Origin of the sequence: Phytoactinopolyspora limicola (assembly GCF_011320225.1) — a bacterium.
Taxonomy (GTDB): Bacteria; Actinomycetota; Actinomycetes; order Jiangellales; family Jiangellaceae; genus Phytoactinopolyspora; species Phytoactinopolyspora limicola.
The window spans coordinates 38,430-55,833 of the sequence record NZ_JAAOEN010000023.1 but is presented as its reverse complement, the minus strand read 5'-3'; the positions used below and the strand labels follow the sequence as shown (position 1 = coordinate 55,833).

General features: G+C 66.2%; 9 protein-coding genes. 5 read left to right on the top strand and 4 right to left on the bottom strand.

From position 1 onward, the window contains the following. Positions 1 to 4: 4 nt before the first annotated feature. Positions 5 to 1,039, top strand: a complete 1,035-nt coding sequence (locus tag G8760_RS27635) for a thiamine pyrophosphate-dependent enzyme (protein WP_166356098.1) — start codon at positions 5 to 7, stop codon at positions 1,037 to 1,039. A gap of 38 nt (positions 1,040 to 1,077) precedes the next feature. Here the strand turns inward: G8760_RS27635 and G8760_RS27630 are convergent, their stop codons facing one another. The 4 genes from G8760_RS27630 to G8760_RS27615 all read right to left on the bottom strand — a co-directional run bounded on the left by G8760_RS27630 (position 1,078) and on the right by G8760_RS27615 (position 12,401). Beyond that, the gene (locus G8760_RS27630) at positions 1,078 to 1,275 is read right to left on the bottom strand and encodes a hypothetical protein (protein WP_166356072.1); all 198 of its coding nucleotides are present in this window, start codon (positions 1,273 to 1,275) and stop codon (positions 1,078 to 1,080) included. A 209-nt stretch (positions 1,276 to 1,484) separates the two neighbouring features. After that, positions 1,485 to 2,465: a hypothetical protein gene (locus G8760_RS27625; protein WP_166356071.1), complete on the bottom strand. Its 981-nt coding sequence runs from the start codon at positions 2,463 to 2,465 to the stop codon at positions 1,485 to 1,487. Between the two features lie 71 nt (positions 2,466 to 2,536). Continuing rightward, a complete protein-coding gene (locus tag G8760_RS27620; RefSeq protein ID WP_166356070.1) occupies positions 2,537 to 6,184 on the bottom strand; it encodes a hydantoinase B/oxoprolinase family protein in 3,648 nt (1,215 codons plus the stop codon). A gap of 103 nt (positions 6,185 to 6,287) precedes the next feature. Next, a complete protein-coding gene (locus G8760_RS27615) occupies positions 6,288 to 12,401 on the bottom strand; it encodes a gamma-glutamyltransferase (RefSeq protein ID WP_166356069.1) in 6,114 nt (2,037 codons plus the stop codon). A 319-nt stretch (positions 12,402 to 12,720) separates the two neighbouring features. On the opposite strand from G8760_RS27615, the gene rarD reads away from it, so the two are divergent. The 4 genes from rarD (at position 12,721) to G8760_RS27595 (ending at position 17,332) form a co-directional block, all read left to right on the top strand. Beyond that, on the top strand, positions 12,721 to 13,644 hold the full coding sequence (rarD, locus tag G8760_RS27610; RefSeq protein WP_166356068.1) for an EamA family transporter RarD: 924 nt from the start codon (positions 12,721 to 12,723) through the stop codon (positions 13,642 to 13,644). A 258-nt stretch (positions 13,645 to 13,902) separates the two neighbouring features. Continuing rightward, positions 13,903 to 14,703, top strand: a complete 801-nt coding sequence (locus G8760_RS27605) for a BtpA/SgcQ family protein (RefSeq protein ID WP_281355189.1) — start codon at positions 13,903 to 13,905, stop codon at positions 14,701 to 14,703. Next, positions 14,700 to 16,232: an FGGY-family carbohydrate kinase gene (locus G8760_RS27600; RefSeq protein WP_166356066.1), complete on the top strand. Its 1,533-nt coding sequence runs from the start codon at positions 14,700 to 14,702 to the stop codon at positions 16,230 to 16,232. Before G8760_RS27605 ends, G8760_RS27600 begins: the two co-directional genes overlap by 4 nt. 5 nt (positions 16,233 to 16,237) lie before the next feature. After that, positions 16,238 to 17,332 carry an aminopeptidase gene (locus tag G8760_RS27595; protein ID WP_246222710.1) on the top strand — a complete coding sequence of 365 codons (1,095 nt, stop codon included), beginning with the start codon at positions 16,238 to 16,240 and terminating at the stop codon, positions 17,330 to 17,332. Positions 17,333 to 17,404 lie beyond the last annotated feature (72 nt).

Here is a 17,404-nt window from a genome sequence, read left to right as displayed (position 1 = left end):
GGGGATGCCCGGGCTCACCGGCGTGCCCACCACGGACGCACCGCAGACGAAGAAGGACTACACCAGCGACCAAGAGGTGCGCTGGTGCCCCGGCTGCGGCGACTACGCCGTACTCGCTACCGTGCAGGGGTTCATGCCGGAGCTCGGCCTGGCTCGGGAGAACGTCGTCTTCGTCTCCGGCATTGGCTGCTCGTCGCGTTTCCCGTACTACATGAATACCTACGGGATGCACTCGATCCACGGGCGAGCACCGGCGATCGCCACCGGCCTTGCCACGTCGCGTCCTGACCTATCGGTCTGGGTGGTCACTGGTGACGGCGACGCGCTGTCTATCGGCGGCAACCACCTGATCCACGTACTGCGTCGCAACGTCAACGTGACCATTCTGCTGTTCAACAACCGCATCTACGGTCTGACGAAGGGCCAGTACTCTCCCACCAGTGAGCAGGGCAAAATCACCAAGTCGACGCCGATGGGCTCGCTGGACGCACCGTTCAACCCGGTCTCTCTGGCCCTGGGTTCCGAGGCAACGTTCGTCGCGCGCACCATCGACTCCGACCGCGCCCACCTGACGTCGGTGCTTCGGGCCGCCGCCGCTCACCGCGGCACGTCGCTCGTCGAGATCTACCAGAACTGCAATATCTTCAACGACGGCGCCTTCGAGATTCTCAAGAATCGCGAGACCCGCGACGAAGTGCTCATCCGCCTCGAACACGGCGAACCGGTACGGTTTGGCCCGAACGGCGAGCACGGTATCCGGCGCAACCCTGCCACCTCGGGGCTGGAGATCTGCTCCGGCGACGACCCCAACGTGATCGTCCACGACGCCAACGCCCCGGACCCGAGCCGAGCGTTCGCGTTGTCCCGGCTAGCCGACCCCGGCACCCTGGCGCGCACTCCGATCGGCATCTTCCGGCAGGTTGACCGGCCTACCTACGGTGACCTCATGAACGATCAAGTCGACCATGCGGTCGACACACAAGGTTCAGGTGACCTCAACGCACTGATTGCTGGCCGCGACACCTGGACCGTTGAGTGATCTAAACGGGCACGCTGGCGGATAAGCGTGTTGACGGGCTACGTGCCTTCAACAGTCGATGATCTTCGCCGAATTCTCCGTACGACGTAGAATTCAATAACTCCTACACCAATGACGATTCCTGCCAACTGCGGCGTGCCTACGCCGCCACCGAGGCCACCAATAACAAGCGCGACGAAATACGCCGCGGCAACGAAGGCGACAGCCGCCACCAGGCCAAACACCATCACCCTCATTGACTAGCTCTTTCTACGCTGCGGCACCCCGGTGGTTAGCCACCGGTGCCATAGACCGCCCTCTTGCTGCACGCTCGGCTATTCTGGCGAGCGCTGATCTGATCCTTGCGTCGGCTTCTTCGGCATCGGCAGGGGAAGCGCTCGCGGCGACGTGTGCCCCCGCCATCGCTAGAGCTAGCACAATATTCGTTCGCACATCACTTTACCCTTCACGCTCCCAGTGGGATACCCGCGGCACGGCGGACTCGCAGCACTAGCAACAGGGTCAGGCCAGCGAGCACCCCGGCGACCAATCCGGACAGGTTGACGGCGGCTAGCGCAAACGGGTGTTCGGGTGTCTCCGGTGGGACAAGGGCGGTGAAGATCCCTTTCCATGCGCCCCATGCACTCAACGATCCGGAGGCAACCCAGGCCGCCAGCATGGGGATCCAGATGGGCAACCGGCCACGCCGGCGCGTCAGCGTCCATACTCCCCATGCCGCGATGAGTGCCCAGAGCCCGGAGTTGGCGGTGAAGACATGCCACCGCGCATCGCGCAGCTGAAGCTCGGCGAACTCGAGGCCAGCGGTGCCGCCCAAAGCCCAATACAGCTGGCCCACCCCCAGCGCCACACATAGCGCCATCGCGGCCCGAGCCAGGACCACTGGACGGGGCCGGGCCGCCGCGGTGGCGGAGGTCTCCTGCTCGCCAGCCATACCGGCCATACCCGCCATACCAACAAATGCTTCCGGCCACCTGCGCCGCGCATACAGCGGAAATGCAATCGCCAACCCCAGACCAGTGCCGGCGAAGGAGATCGTTATCAGCACCATCTCCCACAATGGCAGCTCACCGGCGACCTCGGTAGTCGCCTCCTCCACCGACTCGGTGAACGGCACCGCCACCACGGCCAAGAGGGGCGTCAAGAAGCCCATACCGACCCAGGCGGGAAGGGCTATCACCCACGTAGGAACCCGCCGGCCCCAGTCCTGGGCCAGCATGAGCCCAAGGATGACAGCCACCGCCGCCATCGCCACCGTCAGGGCGTTTACCTGAGTCCAGTCGAGCTCTTCCCATACTCCGTCGTCGAGACCGCCACCACGCAGGCCGTCGACTGTCCAGACAATTTTGATCAAGAGATACGGCAGCATGGCCATGGCGGCGCCATAGCCGGCCAACTTCTGAATGCGCAGGTGACGAGGGTTGTCCACACGCCCGAAGGTATGCCGGGTCCGCGGTGTGTCACCTCCCTCTGGGGAGGGAGCCCGCTCCCCCGGACGGGTCAGCCGTAGCCGCCGCCACCCGGTGTTTCGACGACAAGCGCGTCGCCGGTGAGCACGTCCACCGAGTCGCTGCCGCCCATCGGGACAGTTGTGCCGTCGGCCCGCTCGACACGGTTGTGACCGAGGGCGCCCGGCTGGCCGCCGGCCATGCCGTACGGCGGCACCCGGCGGTGTCCGGACAACGTGCTGAGCGTCATCGGCTCGCGAAACACCAACCGCCGGATCACACCGTCGCCACCGGTCCATCTGCCTCCTCCGCCACTCCCCCGGCGGATCACGAAGCTGTCGACGAGCACCGGGTAGCGCCATTCGAGCACTTCCGGGTCGGTGAGGCGGGAGTTGGTCATATGGGTCTGCACGGCCGACGCGCCGTCGAAACCATTGCCCGCCCCGGAGCCGGAACCGATCGTTTCGTAGTACTGGTACCTGGTGTTGCCGAAGGTGACGTTGTTCATCGTGCCGGACCCTTCGGCCTGAACCCGCAGCGCCGCGTAGAGCGCGGCGGTGACGGCCTGCGACGTTTCGACGTTGCCGGCGACGACGGCCGCCGGGTACTCCGGCGAGAGCATGGTGTGGTCGGGGACGACGACGTGTAGCGGCCGCAGGCAGCCATCGTTCAACGGGATGTCGTCGGCCACCAGCGTGCGGAACACGTAGAGCACGGCCGCCGTCGCCACGGACGTCGGCGCATTGAAGTTGTTCTCCAGCTGAGCAGACGTGCCACTGAAATCGATCGTGGCCGAGCGAGCGACCCGGTCCACCGTCACCGCAACCTTGATGACCGCCCCTTGATCCATCTCATACGTGTGCTCACCGTCGTCGAGCGCGTCGATAACCCGTCGGACCGCTTCCTCCGCGTTGTCCTGGACGTGTCGCATGTAGGCCTGGACCACCTCGAGTCCGAAATGGTCGATCATCCGGTTGACCTCAGCCACACCCTTCTCATTCGCCGCGATCTGGGCTCGAAGATCGGCGATATTGGTATCCGGACTTCTGGACGGGTATAGCGCCTCTGTCAGCAGCCGGATCGTCTCCTCCTCGAGGAAACAGCCGTCTCGCACCAGCAGCCAATTGTCGAACAGCACACCTTCTTCGTGGATGTCGCGGCTGAATGCCGGCATCGACCCCGGTGTCAGGCCTCCAACCTCGGCGTGATGCCCACGGGACGCGACGTAGAACAACACGTCAGTTCCAGCCTCGTCGAATACCGGAGTGATCACCGTGATATCCGGCAGGTGAGTACCACCGTGATAGGGATCGTTCACCGCATAAACATCACCCTGACGCAACTCGCCAGTGCGGGTACGCCGCTCGATGACCTCCTGAACGCTGGAGCCCATCGATCCCAGATGCACCGGCATATGCGGCGCGTTGGCGATCAGGTTGCCGTCCGGGTCGAACAGTGCGCACGAGAAGTCCAGCCGTTCCTTGATGTTGACCGACTGCGCCGTCGACTCCAGCCGAGCACCCATCTGCTCGGCGATCGACATGAACAGGTTGTTGAAGATCTCCAGCATCACCGGGTCGGCGTCAGTGCTCACACCGCTGACCTCGCCGCGATCCCGGACCCGGTCGATCTGGATATGCCCGTACTCGGTGATCATCGCTCGCCAACCGTCCTCGACGACGGTTGTCGCGTTCGCCTCGGTGATGATCGCCGGCCCGTCGACCGTCGTCCCCGGCAGCAACTGCTCTCGCTGCACCAACGGCGCCTGCCGCCAGCTGCCCCCGGAGTAGATCCGTACGGAGCTGGTGGCCGGCGTTGGTGTGGTCTGGGGTTGGGGGACCCCCTCCTCGCCCGCGACTCGCTCGTTCCTCGCTCGCCGATGCCCGTCCGCACCCTGTCGGGGATCCCCCAACCCCAGGCCAGCCAGCGACGCCTCAGAGACCCCCACGGCTTCGACCGACACCGCTTCGACGACGAGCGGCCGGTCCATCAGGAACGAGTACAGCCGACGGTAGCTCCGCTCGAAGTCGGAGATCATCTCCTCCGGTTCGGCGAAGACGACGGGCACGGAAGTGTCGGTGCCGTCGTAGCGCAGGTGGACCTGGGCGGCGACGCGGACCCGCTCGTCGGGAACGTCTTCGGCAGTCAGCTCGGCCCGGGCGGACTCTTCGAGCGACGACGCGACAGTACGTAGCCGACTCATTACATCGTGGTCGAGTCGCATTTCGACGGACTGCTCGCGCATGGCTGTTGTGTCGGCCAGGCCAATCCCCAAGGCAGACAACACACCGGCCATCGGCGGTACGAGCACCGTGCGGATGCCGAGTGAATCGGCGACGGCGCACGCGTGCTGACCGCCCGCCCCGCCGAACGTGGTCAGCACATACTCGGTGACGTCTTTGCCTTTCTGCACGGAGATCTTCTTCACCGCGTTCGCCATGTTCGCTACGGCGATGGCCAGGTAACCTTCGGCAATGGCCTCGGGGCTCCGGTCGGTGTTGGTTGCGCCGCTGATCTCGGTGGCTAGCTGGGTGAACTTCGCCCAGACGACCTGCTGGTCGAGGGGTTCGTCGCCGTTGGGGCCGAAGACGGCTGGGAAGTAGTCCGGCTGGATCCGGCCGAGCATCACGTTGGCGTCGGTCACCGTGAGTGGACCGCCATTGCGGTAACACGCTGGACCGGGGTTGGCACCGGCAGATTCCGGGCCGACCCGCTGCCGGGAGCCGTCGAAGTGCAGGATCGATCCGCCACCTGCTGCCACCGTGGTGATGTCGAGCATCGGGGCGCGCAACCGAACCCCGGCGACCTGTGTGTCGAACGTTCGCTCATATTCGCCGGCGTAGTGTGAGACGTCGGTTGAGGTGCCCCCCATGTCGAACCCGATCACCTGGTCGAAGCCGGCCAGACTCGACATCCTCGCCATCCCGACGATGCCACCGGCCGGGCCGGAGAGGATCGCATCCTTGCCACGGAAATGCCCAGCCTCGACGAGACCGCCGTTCGACTGCATGAACATCAGCCGTACTCCCGGTAGTTCGTCGGCGACCTGCCGGACGTACCGACGGAGGATGGGCGAGAGGTAGCTGTCCACCACGGTGGTGTCGCCCCGCGGGATCAGCTTCATCAGCGGGCTGACCTGGCTGGACAACGACACCTGAGGGAATCCGATCCGATCGGCCAGCTCGCCGATGGCCTGCTCATGTGCTGGATACAGATGGCTGTGCAGGCACACGACGGCGACCGCCCGGTACCCGTCGTCGTATGCCGTTCTCAGTTCGGGTTCCAGTTGTGTCAGGTCTGGAGCGCGCCGCACCTGACCCTCAGCGGTGACGCGCTCGTCGACCTCGATGACGCGCTCGTGCAGGAACTCGGGGAGGACGATGTGCCGGTCGAAGATCCGTGGCCGGGCCTGGTAGCCGATCCGCAGCGCGTCGGCGAACCCACGGGTGATCACCAGTACGGTCGGCTCACCGCGCCGCTCCAGCAACGCGTTCGTCGCGACCGTCGTGCCCATCCGGACCGCCTCGATCTCGGCACCGGGCTCGAGCAACGCCTGGACTCCGGCCACCGCGGCATCGTGGTAGCTGCCGGGGTTCTCCGACAACAGCTTGTGCGTCATCAGGGAGCCATCCGGCCGACGGGCCACGATGTCGGTGAAGGTTCCGCCGCGATCGATCCAGAACTGCCAGCGTCCAGCCATAGTCAGACCCTAAAGCCCCTCCCCATGATCATTGGCTTTTGACTACCGGATCCGGTAGTCAAAAGCCAATGATCATGGGGAGGGGGTGGGAGTGGGGTGGGGGTTAGGGGAGGCGGGCGGCCTGGCCCTCCCTTCGGGGGTCGGCCACCCCGGTGAAGACACCGGTGTCGGCGTCGTAATGGAGTCCGTGTACCCGTCCGTAGTTCTGACCGCCCTCGAACACGAGCGAGTATCCGAGGTCGCCAAGGCCGTCCACCGTGGATTGCGGCCAGTACACGTCCGCACGGTCGTCCTGTTCGGGCCGGATGGTACCCATCGCGGTCGAGTGGAACCGGGGTGCGGCCATCGCCTCGGCAAACGACAGGTCCTGATCGAACGTCCGGGCCAGGGTCAGCAGGACGGCAGTCGGGATCCGGCCGCCGCCCGCCGCCCCGAGAACGTAGGCGAGTTCTCCGTCACGCTCGACGATCATCGGCGTCAGGTTGGTGCTATTCCGAGCACCGGGCGCCGCGGACGAGTAACCCATAGTCGAGGCGTAGAGGAATCCCAGCCCTTCAGTGGCGACCATCGATCCGTTTCCCGGCCCAATGGTCTGGGTCAGGGTCACCGCCATTCCGGCGGGGTCGGCCGTCGATAGATGCGTCGTGTCGGGCGACTCTTCGTCCGGGTCGAGGTCGTCGATGTACGGCCAGTCGCGCCAAGCGTCGTCCTGCTCGGACTGGCTGGCGTCACCTTCAGTGCTGTCGACACCACCGTCACCGGCACCCGGTTCGAACCCGAAGGGCGCGACGAGCGGACCGGCCCCGCTGTCCGGATCACAGTGATCAGAGATCGCCTGTGCCCGGTCAGCGGCGAACTCCTTCGAGGTCAGCCTCTCCGCTGACGCCTCCGGACTGCCGGCGTCCAGCCCGCGGTCGGACATGCTGATCCGGAACGCCTGGTGGATCATCGACAACCATCCGGCACCCGGGGCGCATTGGGCCATGTCGAAGTGCTCCAACATCTGCAGAGCCTGAATCGTCACGTGCCCACGGGCCGGGTCGTACACGCTGTAGAGGTCGTAGTCGTGGTAGCTACCGTCGACGACGATGCTCGGCAACGCCTCATAGCTGGCCAGCTCGTCACTGTTGACAAAGCCGCCGAACTCCTCCATATCAGCCGCGATCGCGTCCGCGATCCATCCGTCGTAGAACACTCCGGCGCCCTCGTTGGCGATCGCCTCCAACACACTTGCCAGGTCCTCCTGGACCAAGGTGTCCCCGGCCTGGTACGGGGTACCGTCCGGCCGCAAGAAATACCTCTGCGCGGCCGCGTACTGCTCGTCGTTGACGTTGGCAAACGGCACGAGGTTGGTAGCCTGCCGTGGCGGCAACACGAACCCTTCGGCGGCAAGCTCGATAGCCGGTGCCATGACCTCGGCCAACGGCATGCTGCCATGTTCCTCATGGGCCTGCATCAGGGCAGCGACCATACCCGGGGTCGCGATCGCACCGTAGCCGCGGCCGGCCTCATGCGACGGTGGTGCCAGCGCCGGGTCATAGTCGATCGGAACCTGGGTTCCGCCGTCGATGCCCACATACTCACCGTCTTCCAGCCGGATCAACATCTGTGCCCGGCCCCCCAGGTGCGACATGCTGGGCTCGACGACGGCCAGCGCGAACGCCGTCGCGGTTGCGGCATCCACCGCGTTGCCCCCGTCCGCCAGCATCCGCGCCCCCGCCTCGGAGGCGAGCCCGTCCGCCGACGAGACCATGCCCCCCTCGGAGGTGGTGACCTGCCCGGCACCGAAGGTGTGGCTGCCGTCGCCGGTATGGACATACTCCTCGTCGACGGTGAACGGGACCGTTCCCGACACACCCTCGTAGACGGCGCTGATCTCGGCGGTGCCCTCGTCGACCGCGGTCACCTCTCCAGCACCGGTCACCGTCGCGACATCCTCATCGGCCGACGACCAGTCGGCAGCCGTGGTGACGTCATACCCGTTGCCGTCGTCCCACACGGCGGTGGCGGTCAGCTCGACGGTGTCACCGGGTTTGCCGATGGGAGCCAAAGGTGCCAGCTCGACCCGGTCGAGTTCGGCGTCGGCACCCGGTTCCAGCACGCCGTCCGGTGCCCGCTCGGCCTCCAGACCGCCTGTGGCCACCGCGAACCACGCCCACTCGTTCACCGTTCCGTTGAACAGAGTGTTCACTCCCACTTGACCGCTGTTGTGGGAGGTGTCAGCCGTGGTCACCTGCCAGTCATCCGGCTCGTCCTCGCCGAACGGCCACATCTTGGCCGCCAGTTCGTCGCCTTCACGCCGGAAGACCACCTGGTACCACACACCGTTGTCGACCTCGAATCCGGACGGCTCCGATTGGAGCACGCTGAAGCTGTTGTCCCGGAATCGGTTGATCCGGATCGTGTGAGTGGTCGTCCGGGCGTCGACGTAGTAGTAGTCCGTGCCGTCGCCGGACGCCTGCAGCGTCAGCTGGAACGCCGCCGCGCCGGAGTTCGGGGCACGTACCAGCCCCGACACCTCGACATCACCCTCGACGACACCGCCGGGGCCGGGCGCGTCCCACATCAGCCCCTGGCGGGAGCCGGTGTTCTGGCCCACGAGCCGCCGCGGCAGATCGTCGATCGCCCACTCGCTGGCCGCGCGGTACTCGCTCCACCCGTGTGGAGGCAGACCGACCGTGTGCTCCGGCTCAGTGAAGCTTGTGGCGAACTGTGCTGGTTCCGCCGGTCCCGGGATGTCGTCGCAGTCGTCGACAGCGGTCCCGACCGCGACGTTGTAGGTCGCGCGCGGGTCGACGAGGAACGGGATGATCGTCATCATCGGCTGGTTCATCCCGATGAACACCCGACCATCATCAAGAGTATCGATCTCGATACCGAACAAACCCACGTGCCGGTCGATCGACTCAGCTTGTTCGGCAGAGACCACATAGCCACACACGCCCGGATCGATGATCCCGCCCGCTGGCGGCGGCGAAACATCATCGCGGCCTTCGAGGTAGAACGCTCCCTGCCCGGCCCCATGAGCCCGACGCCGTTCGGGTGCATCCGACGTCTGCTCGACGACGTCGCCGAGGCGGTCATGGAAGAACGCCAGCGTCTCAGCCACCGTCACCGTCTGCGACTCGACCCGGTACATCGGCGGATCCTGCCCAGCGGTCTCGGTCAACAACGCGATCTTGTGCCGCAGCCCGAACACGTTACGGGAGATCCGCTCATCTCCTCCGCCGGTACCGCCGGGCGAGCCATACAGCCCTACCGTGAACCCCTCGTCCTCCAACGCCGGGAAGAGATGGTCCTCGACCAGCTCGATGTTGAGCTCCCGCAACTGCTCGTCCACGTTGAGGTTACGCGGCCACAACAGCTCCATATCCGGCTCACTGCCACTGGGCCGCTCATGCAGATCCAGCACGATCTCCGGGTCGAACCGCATCACCAGTTCGGCAACCGTGGCCGCTTCCGGTGTCTCCAACAGGTGGTGATCCCGATTCGTGTCGATCCCGTCGGCGTTGGTACGCACGTTGGCCGCACGCGCATCGGGGTTCGCCGTCGGGATATACAGCATCGTGATGTCTTCAAGCTGAGCCACCACCTCGGGATCCTCACTAAATGCCACGTCCCGAAGATGGCGCAACGCACCTTCCCGGCCGGCGGGCTCGTTCCCATGCTGCGAAGCCACCACCAACGCACTCTGACCGTCAGCGATCTCCTCGTCACTGGGTGCCACGGGATACCCGACCCGGACCAGATGCAACGGCCGACCTTCAACCGTCTCACCGACCTGCTCGAAACTCATCCGCTCCGAACGATCGGCCACTTCCTGGAGGAACTCCAGCTCCTCCTCCAGCGTGGTCCAGCCTGCACCGTCGCGGTCCTCGAACCCGGTCGTCGGGGCCAGAAAGTCGACAACACTAACGTCGGCGGTGTCAGTCATGCCGGCATAGGTGGCGCTGACCTGCGTGTCACCCGGTACATGAGCCGTCACCACGCCGTCCGAATCCACGGTGGCGATCGCTTCGTCGTCGGAGGCCCAGTCCGCGGTAGCCGTGACATCCACACCGGCGCCATCGTCATACATCGCGGTGGCCTGCAACGCCCGCGTATCACCCGCCTCGATGGCGATCGTGGACGGCGTGATCTCCACCTCGGACAGCTGAGCATCCGGGGCGGGGTCGAATACGTCCTCAGGTGCCCGCTCCGCCTCCAAACCACCACTCGCTGCCGAGAACCACGCCCAATCGGTCGTAGCTCCGGTGTTGAGGTGTGCGACACCTACCTGGCCACTCTGATGTGTGGTGTCAACGGCGCTCACCTGCCACTCGTCCGGCTCGTCCTCGCCGAACGGCCACATCTTGGCCGCCAACCCGTTGCCTTCACGTCGGAAGACCACCTGGTACCACACGTCGCTGTCGACCTGGACCCCCGAAGGGGCGGACCGCAGCACGTTGAAGGACCCCGCGAGGAATCGGTTGATGCGGATGGCATTGGAGCCCAGCCGGGCATCGACGTAGTAGTAGTCGTCCGTGCCGTGCTCAGCCCCGTGCAACACGATCTGGAACAGCGCGTTGCCTGCGGGCAGGTTGGTACGCACCAAGCCGGCGACCTCAACGTCGCCCTCGATAACGCCGTCGTCACCAGGGGTTTCCCACCTGACCCCCTGCCGGCCACCGGAGATCTCGCCGACCAGGCGCCGGGGCGCATTCTGCACCGACCAGTCGCCAGTGACCCGGAACTCACTCCAGCCGTCCGGCCACTCCCCGGCAATGTGGGTGTCTTCCTTGAAGTTGGTGGTGTACACATGCGCATCAGCGTCGACGGTGACCGTCGCGGCCCCCGTGACGTCCTCGAAGGTAGCTGTGACCTCTACGGTTCCGCCGGAGACACCGGTCACCACACCACCGGCCGGCACCGTCGCGACGTCGTCGTCGGCACTCGCCCAGTCCGCGCTCTGCGTGACGTCGACAGCGGCGCCATCGTCGTATACGGCGGTCGCCGTCAGCTCGGCGCTGACGCCGACCCCCAGCGAGATCGACTCCGGCTCCACCTGTACCGCGGTGACCTCGGCGCCCGGCTCCGGCTCGAACAGTCCTTCCGGTGCCCGCTCGGCGACCACCAGGTCGGCGTCGGTGCCGACGGCGACGGAGAACCACGCCCACTCTTGGACGGCGCCCGCCGCGAAGTGCCCGATCCCTGGTTGCCCAGCCGGCACCTCACCGTCGAGAGAGGTGCGGTTGGTTTCGACCATCCAGTCGGCCGGTTCGGCAGTGCCGTACGGCCACATCTTGGTGCGCCATACGTCGTCGTGGCGCTGCATCACCACGTGGTGCCACGCGTCTGCCGGGACCTCGTACTGGTAGGCCGTGCCCCGGTTGGTGTAGCTGCCATCACGGTAGCGACCGAGGCGTACCGTTGTGGCGGTGGTGTCGGTGTAGAACGAGCTGTGACTCCCCGGCTCGCCGCTGGCCTGCATGTGCATCTGGAACCGGGTGCTCGTTCCCGCCGGATTGGCCTCCGCTGGCAGCCGGACGAGGCCGGCCACCTCGGCGTCCAGGTCGAAATCGATCATCCCCGGCGCGTCGAGAACGATCGACTCCTGTCCACCGGAGGTGTTCGTGTGCACCACACGCCGCGGAGCGTCGGCGATCTCGAATCCAGCGCCGTCGCCCCACAACACCGACCATCCGGCCGGCATTTCGCCGACCACCTGGCCGTCCTCCTTGAAGTCGGTGGTGAAGACCTCCGCCGCATCGGACGTCACGCGCAGCCCGGCTTCGACGTCCGCCTCAGCCATCGGCCGATGACGATCCGGGTTCGCGTTCGGAGTGAACAGCCGCACCCGAAGGTCGTAATCACCATCGGCCAGTTCGGGCAGCCGGAGTTCAACGTCGTTGTGTCCGTCGTGCGCGGTTCCACGCCCGGTGTTGTCCGCGAACGGCTGCCAGTCCCCGTCCGTCGACGACGCCCGGACATCCACCACAAAAGGCCATGCCCGGTTGGTGCTGAACGAGACCGTCACCGATTCACCGGCCGCCGCTTCTGCCGGCTCATCCGGAACCGGCGCGGTGATCTCGACGCCGGGGTGTCCAGCCGATGGGGACGACCCCGGCGAGGCAGTGGCCCCCGCCGTCGACATCAACCCAGCGATCACGGCAACCGCCGTGACCACCACACCTATGCGCCTGATAAACACGTGACCCGTACGCTGAATGATGCTCACCGATCCTCCTTGTTGCTCTACACCGCAACTGCCTGGACGGGTGTTATGTGGCTGGGCCTCCATCCCGTCGACGACACCACCGCTCACAACGTCGTCGCTGCCACCACTCCGGCCGGGGGTATCGATCAAGGTCCGGCGCCGGCCGGGTTCGTGTTATTGGACACAGCAACAATGTCGACTTGTGACGATTGCGCCTCATCGAACCATTTCGCCGCGGGGGGCATCAGGGGTCTTGAGGGCATATTGAGGTGTTCAGCCAGACCCTTCGGCTGGGACGTCAGCACCATGAGGATCGATAGCTCCTTGCAGACCCGGTACCATGTCGCGAGTGCCAGGTCCCCGTTCCGGACTCGTCTTCGGTTTCGCCGCGTACGGACTCTGGGGACTGCTACCGCTGTACTGGGCGCTACTCGATCACGTCGACGCCCTGGAGGTTCTGGCCAACCGGATCGTATGGTCGCTGGTCACAGTTGCGTTGATTGTCGCGTTCACCCGGCGACTTACACATCTGCGCGGCCTCGGCGTCCGCACGTATGCACTGCTTGGCCTGGCCGGCGTCATCGTGACCGTGAACTGGGCCACTTTCATCTGGGCGGTCAGCCAAGGACGAGTCATCGAGACTTCGCTCGGCTACTTCATCAACCCGCTGGTCACGGTCCTCGTCGCGGTGATCGTATTGCGCGAGCGGCTACGCCGGGTGCAGTGGCTGGCGGTGGGCATCGCCGGCATCGCCGTGGTTGTCCTCACCGTCAACTACGGCCAGCTGCCCTGGATCGGGCTGACGCTGGCCTTGACCTTCAGCTTCTACAGTCTGATCAAGAAGAAGATCCAGGTGCCCGCTGTCGGGAGCGTCGCCTTGGAGACGGCCGCCGTCTTTCCCTTCGCACTCGGCCTGCTGATCTTCTGGCAGTTCAACGGTGACGCCGCGCTGGGCCGGTTCAATCTAGGCACCGATCTGCTGCTGATCGGCACCGGCGTGGTCACCGCCCTACCGCTGCTGCTCTTCGCAGGGGCAGCGCGCCGGGCTAGCCTGACCACCCTCGGCCTGATGCAGTACCTGGGGCCGAGCATCGCGTTCGTCCTTGGTATCACCGTGTTCAACGAGGAGGTCCCGGCCGTGCGGTTCGTCGGCTTCGGGCTGGTCTGGACTGCCCTCGCGATCTTGACTACGGACGCGCTGCATCACCGCCGTCAACGACACGGCTCACTCGAACTCGATCACGCGCGCACCACCGCGGGCTGACCTCCACAAGCGTCACGACCACGGGCAGCCGCGCCCGCCCCACGTCCTTACTCGCTGCCGCCGCACCCTGCCGCCGCACCCTGCCGCCGCACCCTGCCGCCGCACCCTGCCGCCGCACCCTGCCGCCGCACCCTGCCGCCGCACCCTGCCGCCAACCAGCTCACCCTTCGCTCGCACATCTGTGATGTAATATTCAAACATCATTGAACACGTTCCACTGGAGGTAGCAGGGTGAGTTGGCTCGAGGAAACGTTTGGCGTGTCCAAGCCGGTGATCGGCATGTGTCATCTGCCTGCCCTGCCCGGTGACCCCGGCTACGACGCTGGCAGCGGCCTGGACGGAGTCCTGAACCACGCCCGGGACGAGTTGGCGGCGCTCCAGGCAGGTGGTGTCGACGCGGTGATGATCTCCAATGAGTTCAGCCTGCCGTATCTCACCCAGACCGAGCCGATCACCGCCATCACCATGGCCCGCGTGATCGGAGAGTTGTCCCGGGAGATCCACGTACCCTTCGGCGTCAACGTTCTCTGGGACGCGCGCGCCTCGATCGATCTGGCCGTCGCCACCGGTGCGTCGTTCGTTCGGGAGATCTTCACCGGCGTCTACGCAAGCGACTTCGGCCTGTGGAACACCGACGCGGGTGCCACAGCCAGACACCGCAAGGCAGTCGGAGGCGACCACGTGCGCCTACTCTTCAACATCGTCCCCGAGGCCGCTGCCTATCTGGCCCACCGTGACCTCGCCGACATCACCCGGTCGACGGTCTTCAACAACCGGCCAGACGCCATCTGCGTTTCTGGTCTCACAGCGGGTGCGGCCACCGACGTCGCCACACTCGAATCGGTCAAGGCCGCGGCCGGCACCACCCCCGTCGTCGTCAACACCGGTGTACGGGCGGACAATGTCCGGCAGACCCTGTCCATCGCCGACGCCGCCGTCGTCGGAACGTTCTTCAAACGCGACGGCGTCTTCGAGAACTCCGTCGACCCGGCCCGAGTGGAGACGCTGATGTCCGAGGTACGGCAGCTGCGCACCAGCGAAGCGGTCGTTCACACGTGAGCCGCGACGTCGTCATCGGCGTCGACGTCGGCACCTACGAGACCAAAGGTGTCGCGGTCGACGCGGCCGGCCAGGTCGTGGCGCAGGCAGCTCGGCCCCATCGGCTGAGTGTGCCGCGCCCCGGCTGGGCGGAACACGATGCCGACGAGGTGTGGTGGTCCGGGCTCGTCAACGTAGTCCGCGACCTCCTCTCCGACGACGCCGTCGAGCCCGGCGCGGTGGCAGCGGTTGGTTGTAGCGCCATCGGACCCTGCGTACTCCCGCTGGGCGCCGACGGTTCACCGCTCCGGCCGGCGATCCTGTACGGCGTCGACACCCGCTCCACCGAACAGATCGCCGCCCTGGAAACCCGCCTGGGCCGCGAGGCAATCATGGAACGCAGCGGGAACACGTTGTCGACGCAGTCAGCCGGACCGAAGATCGCATGGCTGCGAGACCACGAACCCGACGTGTATCAACGGGCCGCCCGGTTCGTCACCTCGCAGACGTACCTGGTCGGCAAGTTGACCGGTCGATGGGTCATCGACCACGGAACCGCCGGGTACTTCCATCCGCTCTACAACCTGCACGACGCCCAGTGGGACACGTCGGGGTGTGAAGACGTCGTCACCGCTGAACGTCTGCCGGAGCTCGGCTGGGCCTCGGACATCGCGGGGGTCGTCACGCCGCGCGCCGCCGAGGTCACCGGCCTGCCGGCCGGCACCCCGGTCATCGTCGGCACCACCGACGCACCCGCCGAGGCCGTGAGCGCGGGCATCACCCAGGCCGGTCGGCTGATGCTCATGTACGGCTCCACCATCTTCATGATCGAGATGTTGGACCGGCCAACCCCCTACCCGGACCTTTGGTCGGCGCCATACGTCTTCCCGGGCAGCTATGTCCTGGCGGCCGGCACCGCCACGGCCGGCAGCCTGACTCAATGGTTCCTCGACGTCGTCACTCCCGGCGCCGACGTCCACACCCGGCCCGAGTGGTTCGCCCGGCTGGCCGACGAGGCGGCGACGTCGCCACCCGGTGCTCGTGGGCTGATCGCGTTGCCGTACTTCAGCGGCGAGCGGACCCCGATCAACGACCCCGCCGCGCGAGGAACCATCTTTGGGCTGACGTTGTCGCACACCCGCGGTGACATCTATCGCGCGCTGCTCGAAGGAGTCGCCTGCGGGGTCCGGGCCAACCTCGATGCCTATGCCGACGCGGCGGCGGCGCCCGAGCTGATCCGTGCCGTGGGCGGCGGCACCCGCAACGAGGTCTGGCTCCGGGCGGTCTCCGATTCCACCCAGCGCACACAGGAGGTGGCGGCCCATTCGGGCGCGTCGTTCGGGGACGCGGCCCTCGCGGCCCTCGGGGTAGGTGTGCTCGCCGACCGCGCCGCGGTCGACACCTGGGTGAGGGTCAGCCGCACCGTCGAACCCGACCCCACCCGGGCCGAGGTGTATGACCACCTGTACCAGCAGACCACCGGCCTCTATCGGGCCACCCGGCACCTGATGCACGACGTCAACGTCACACCGGATGGAGCTAACCCGTGAACCGCATGGACCAATGGCGCGACCTCGCCCGGGTCGCTGCCGATGGAACCGGTGTCACCGAAGGTGACAACGTCAGCATCTTCCTGACCGACGCGTCGTCGGTCGCGGCCGCCGAAGCATTCGTCGCCGAGTGCTACCGGCGCGGCGCCTTCCCGCAAACCTTGCTGACCGACGAACGGTTCGACCGGGCGGCGTTGGAACACGCCCCAGTAGAGTTGCTGGGTCGGGTACCCGACGTGGAAGCTGATGCGCTGCGCTGGTCCGACGTGCACGTCTCGTTCCGCGGCATGCAGCCGCCGGCGCCAACCCGCGAGGACGACACCCGCCTCGCTATCCAACGAGCCGCCAAAGGCGCGATCTCCGCTCTTCGCTGGTCCGAGACCCGCTGGGCAGTGGTCCGTGTACCCACCCAGGAGTGGGCCGAGTTCGTGGGTATCGACGCGGGAAAGCTGTTCGACGAGTTCTTCGCCGGCTGTATCGCGGACTGGCCGGCTCTGCGGGCGGGATGGCAGCACCTGGGCCACCGCCTGGAGCTGGCCGATCGAGTCCACATCACGGCCCCGGACACCGACCTCCGCCTCGACATCGGCGGCCGGCGCTGGGTGACCTTCGCCGGCGAGGCGAACCTGCCCGACGGCGAACTCGCCACGGCACCACATGACCACGGTGTCGAAGGATTCATCACCTTTCCCCAACGCTTCTACTTCGCTGGTCGCGCGATCGAAGGTCTACGGCTGACCTTCGAGCGGGGAACGGTCACCGACGTTCAGGCCGAGGAGGGCGCCGGCCTGGCGCAGGCGTTGATCGACACCGACGACGGCGCCCGGCACGTGGGTGAGCTGGGCATCGGACTGAACCCTGCGTTGACGACGCTCACCGGCGACCTGTTCTTCGACGAGAAGGTCCTAGGCACCGTTCACATCGCACTCGGGCGGGCATATCCGGAATGCGGCGGCACGAACCAGTCGACGCTGCACTGGGACATCGTCAAGGATCTGCGCGACGGTCCACACGGTGCCGGTGACCTCCTGGTGGACGGCGAACCGTTGATCCGTGCCGGCCAAGTTACCTCACCCCTGGCTGGGGCCCACACGCGGTAGCGATCCCTTGTGCACCTGATCTCCGTTTTGACGCCTGATCGTTTTCACCGGGGTGATCAGATGCGCGAACGA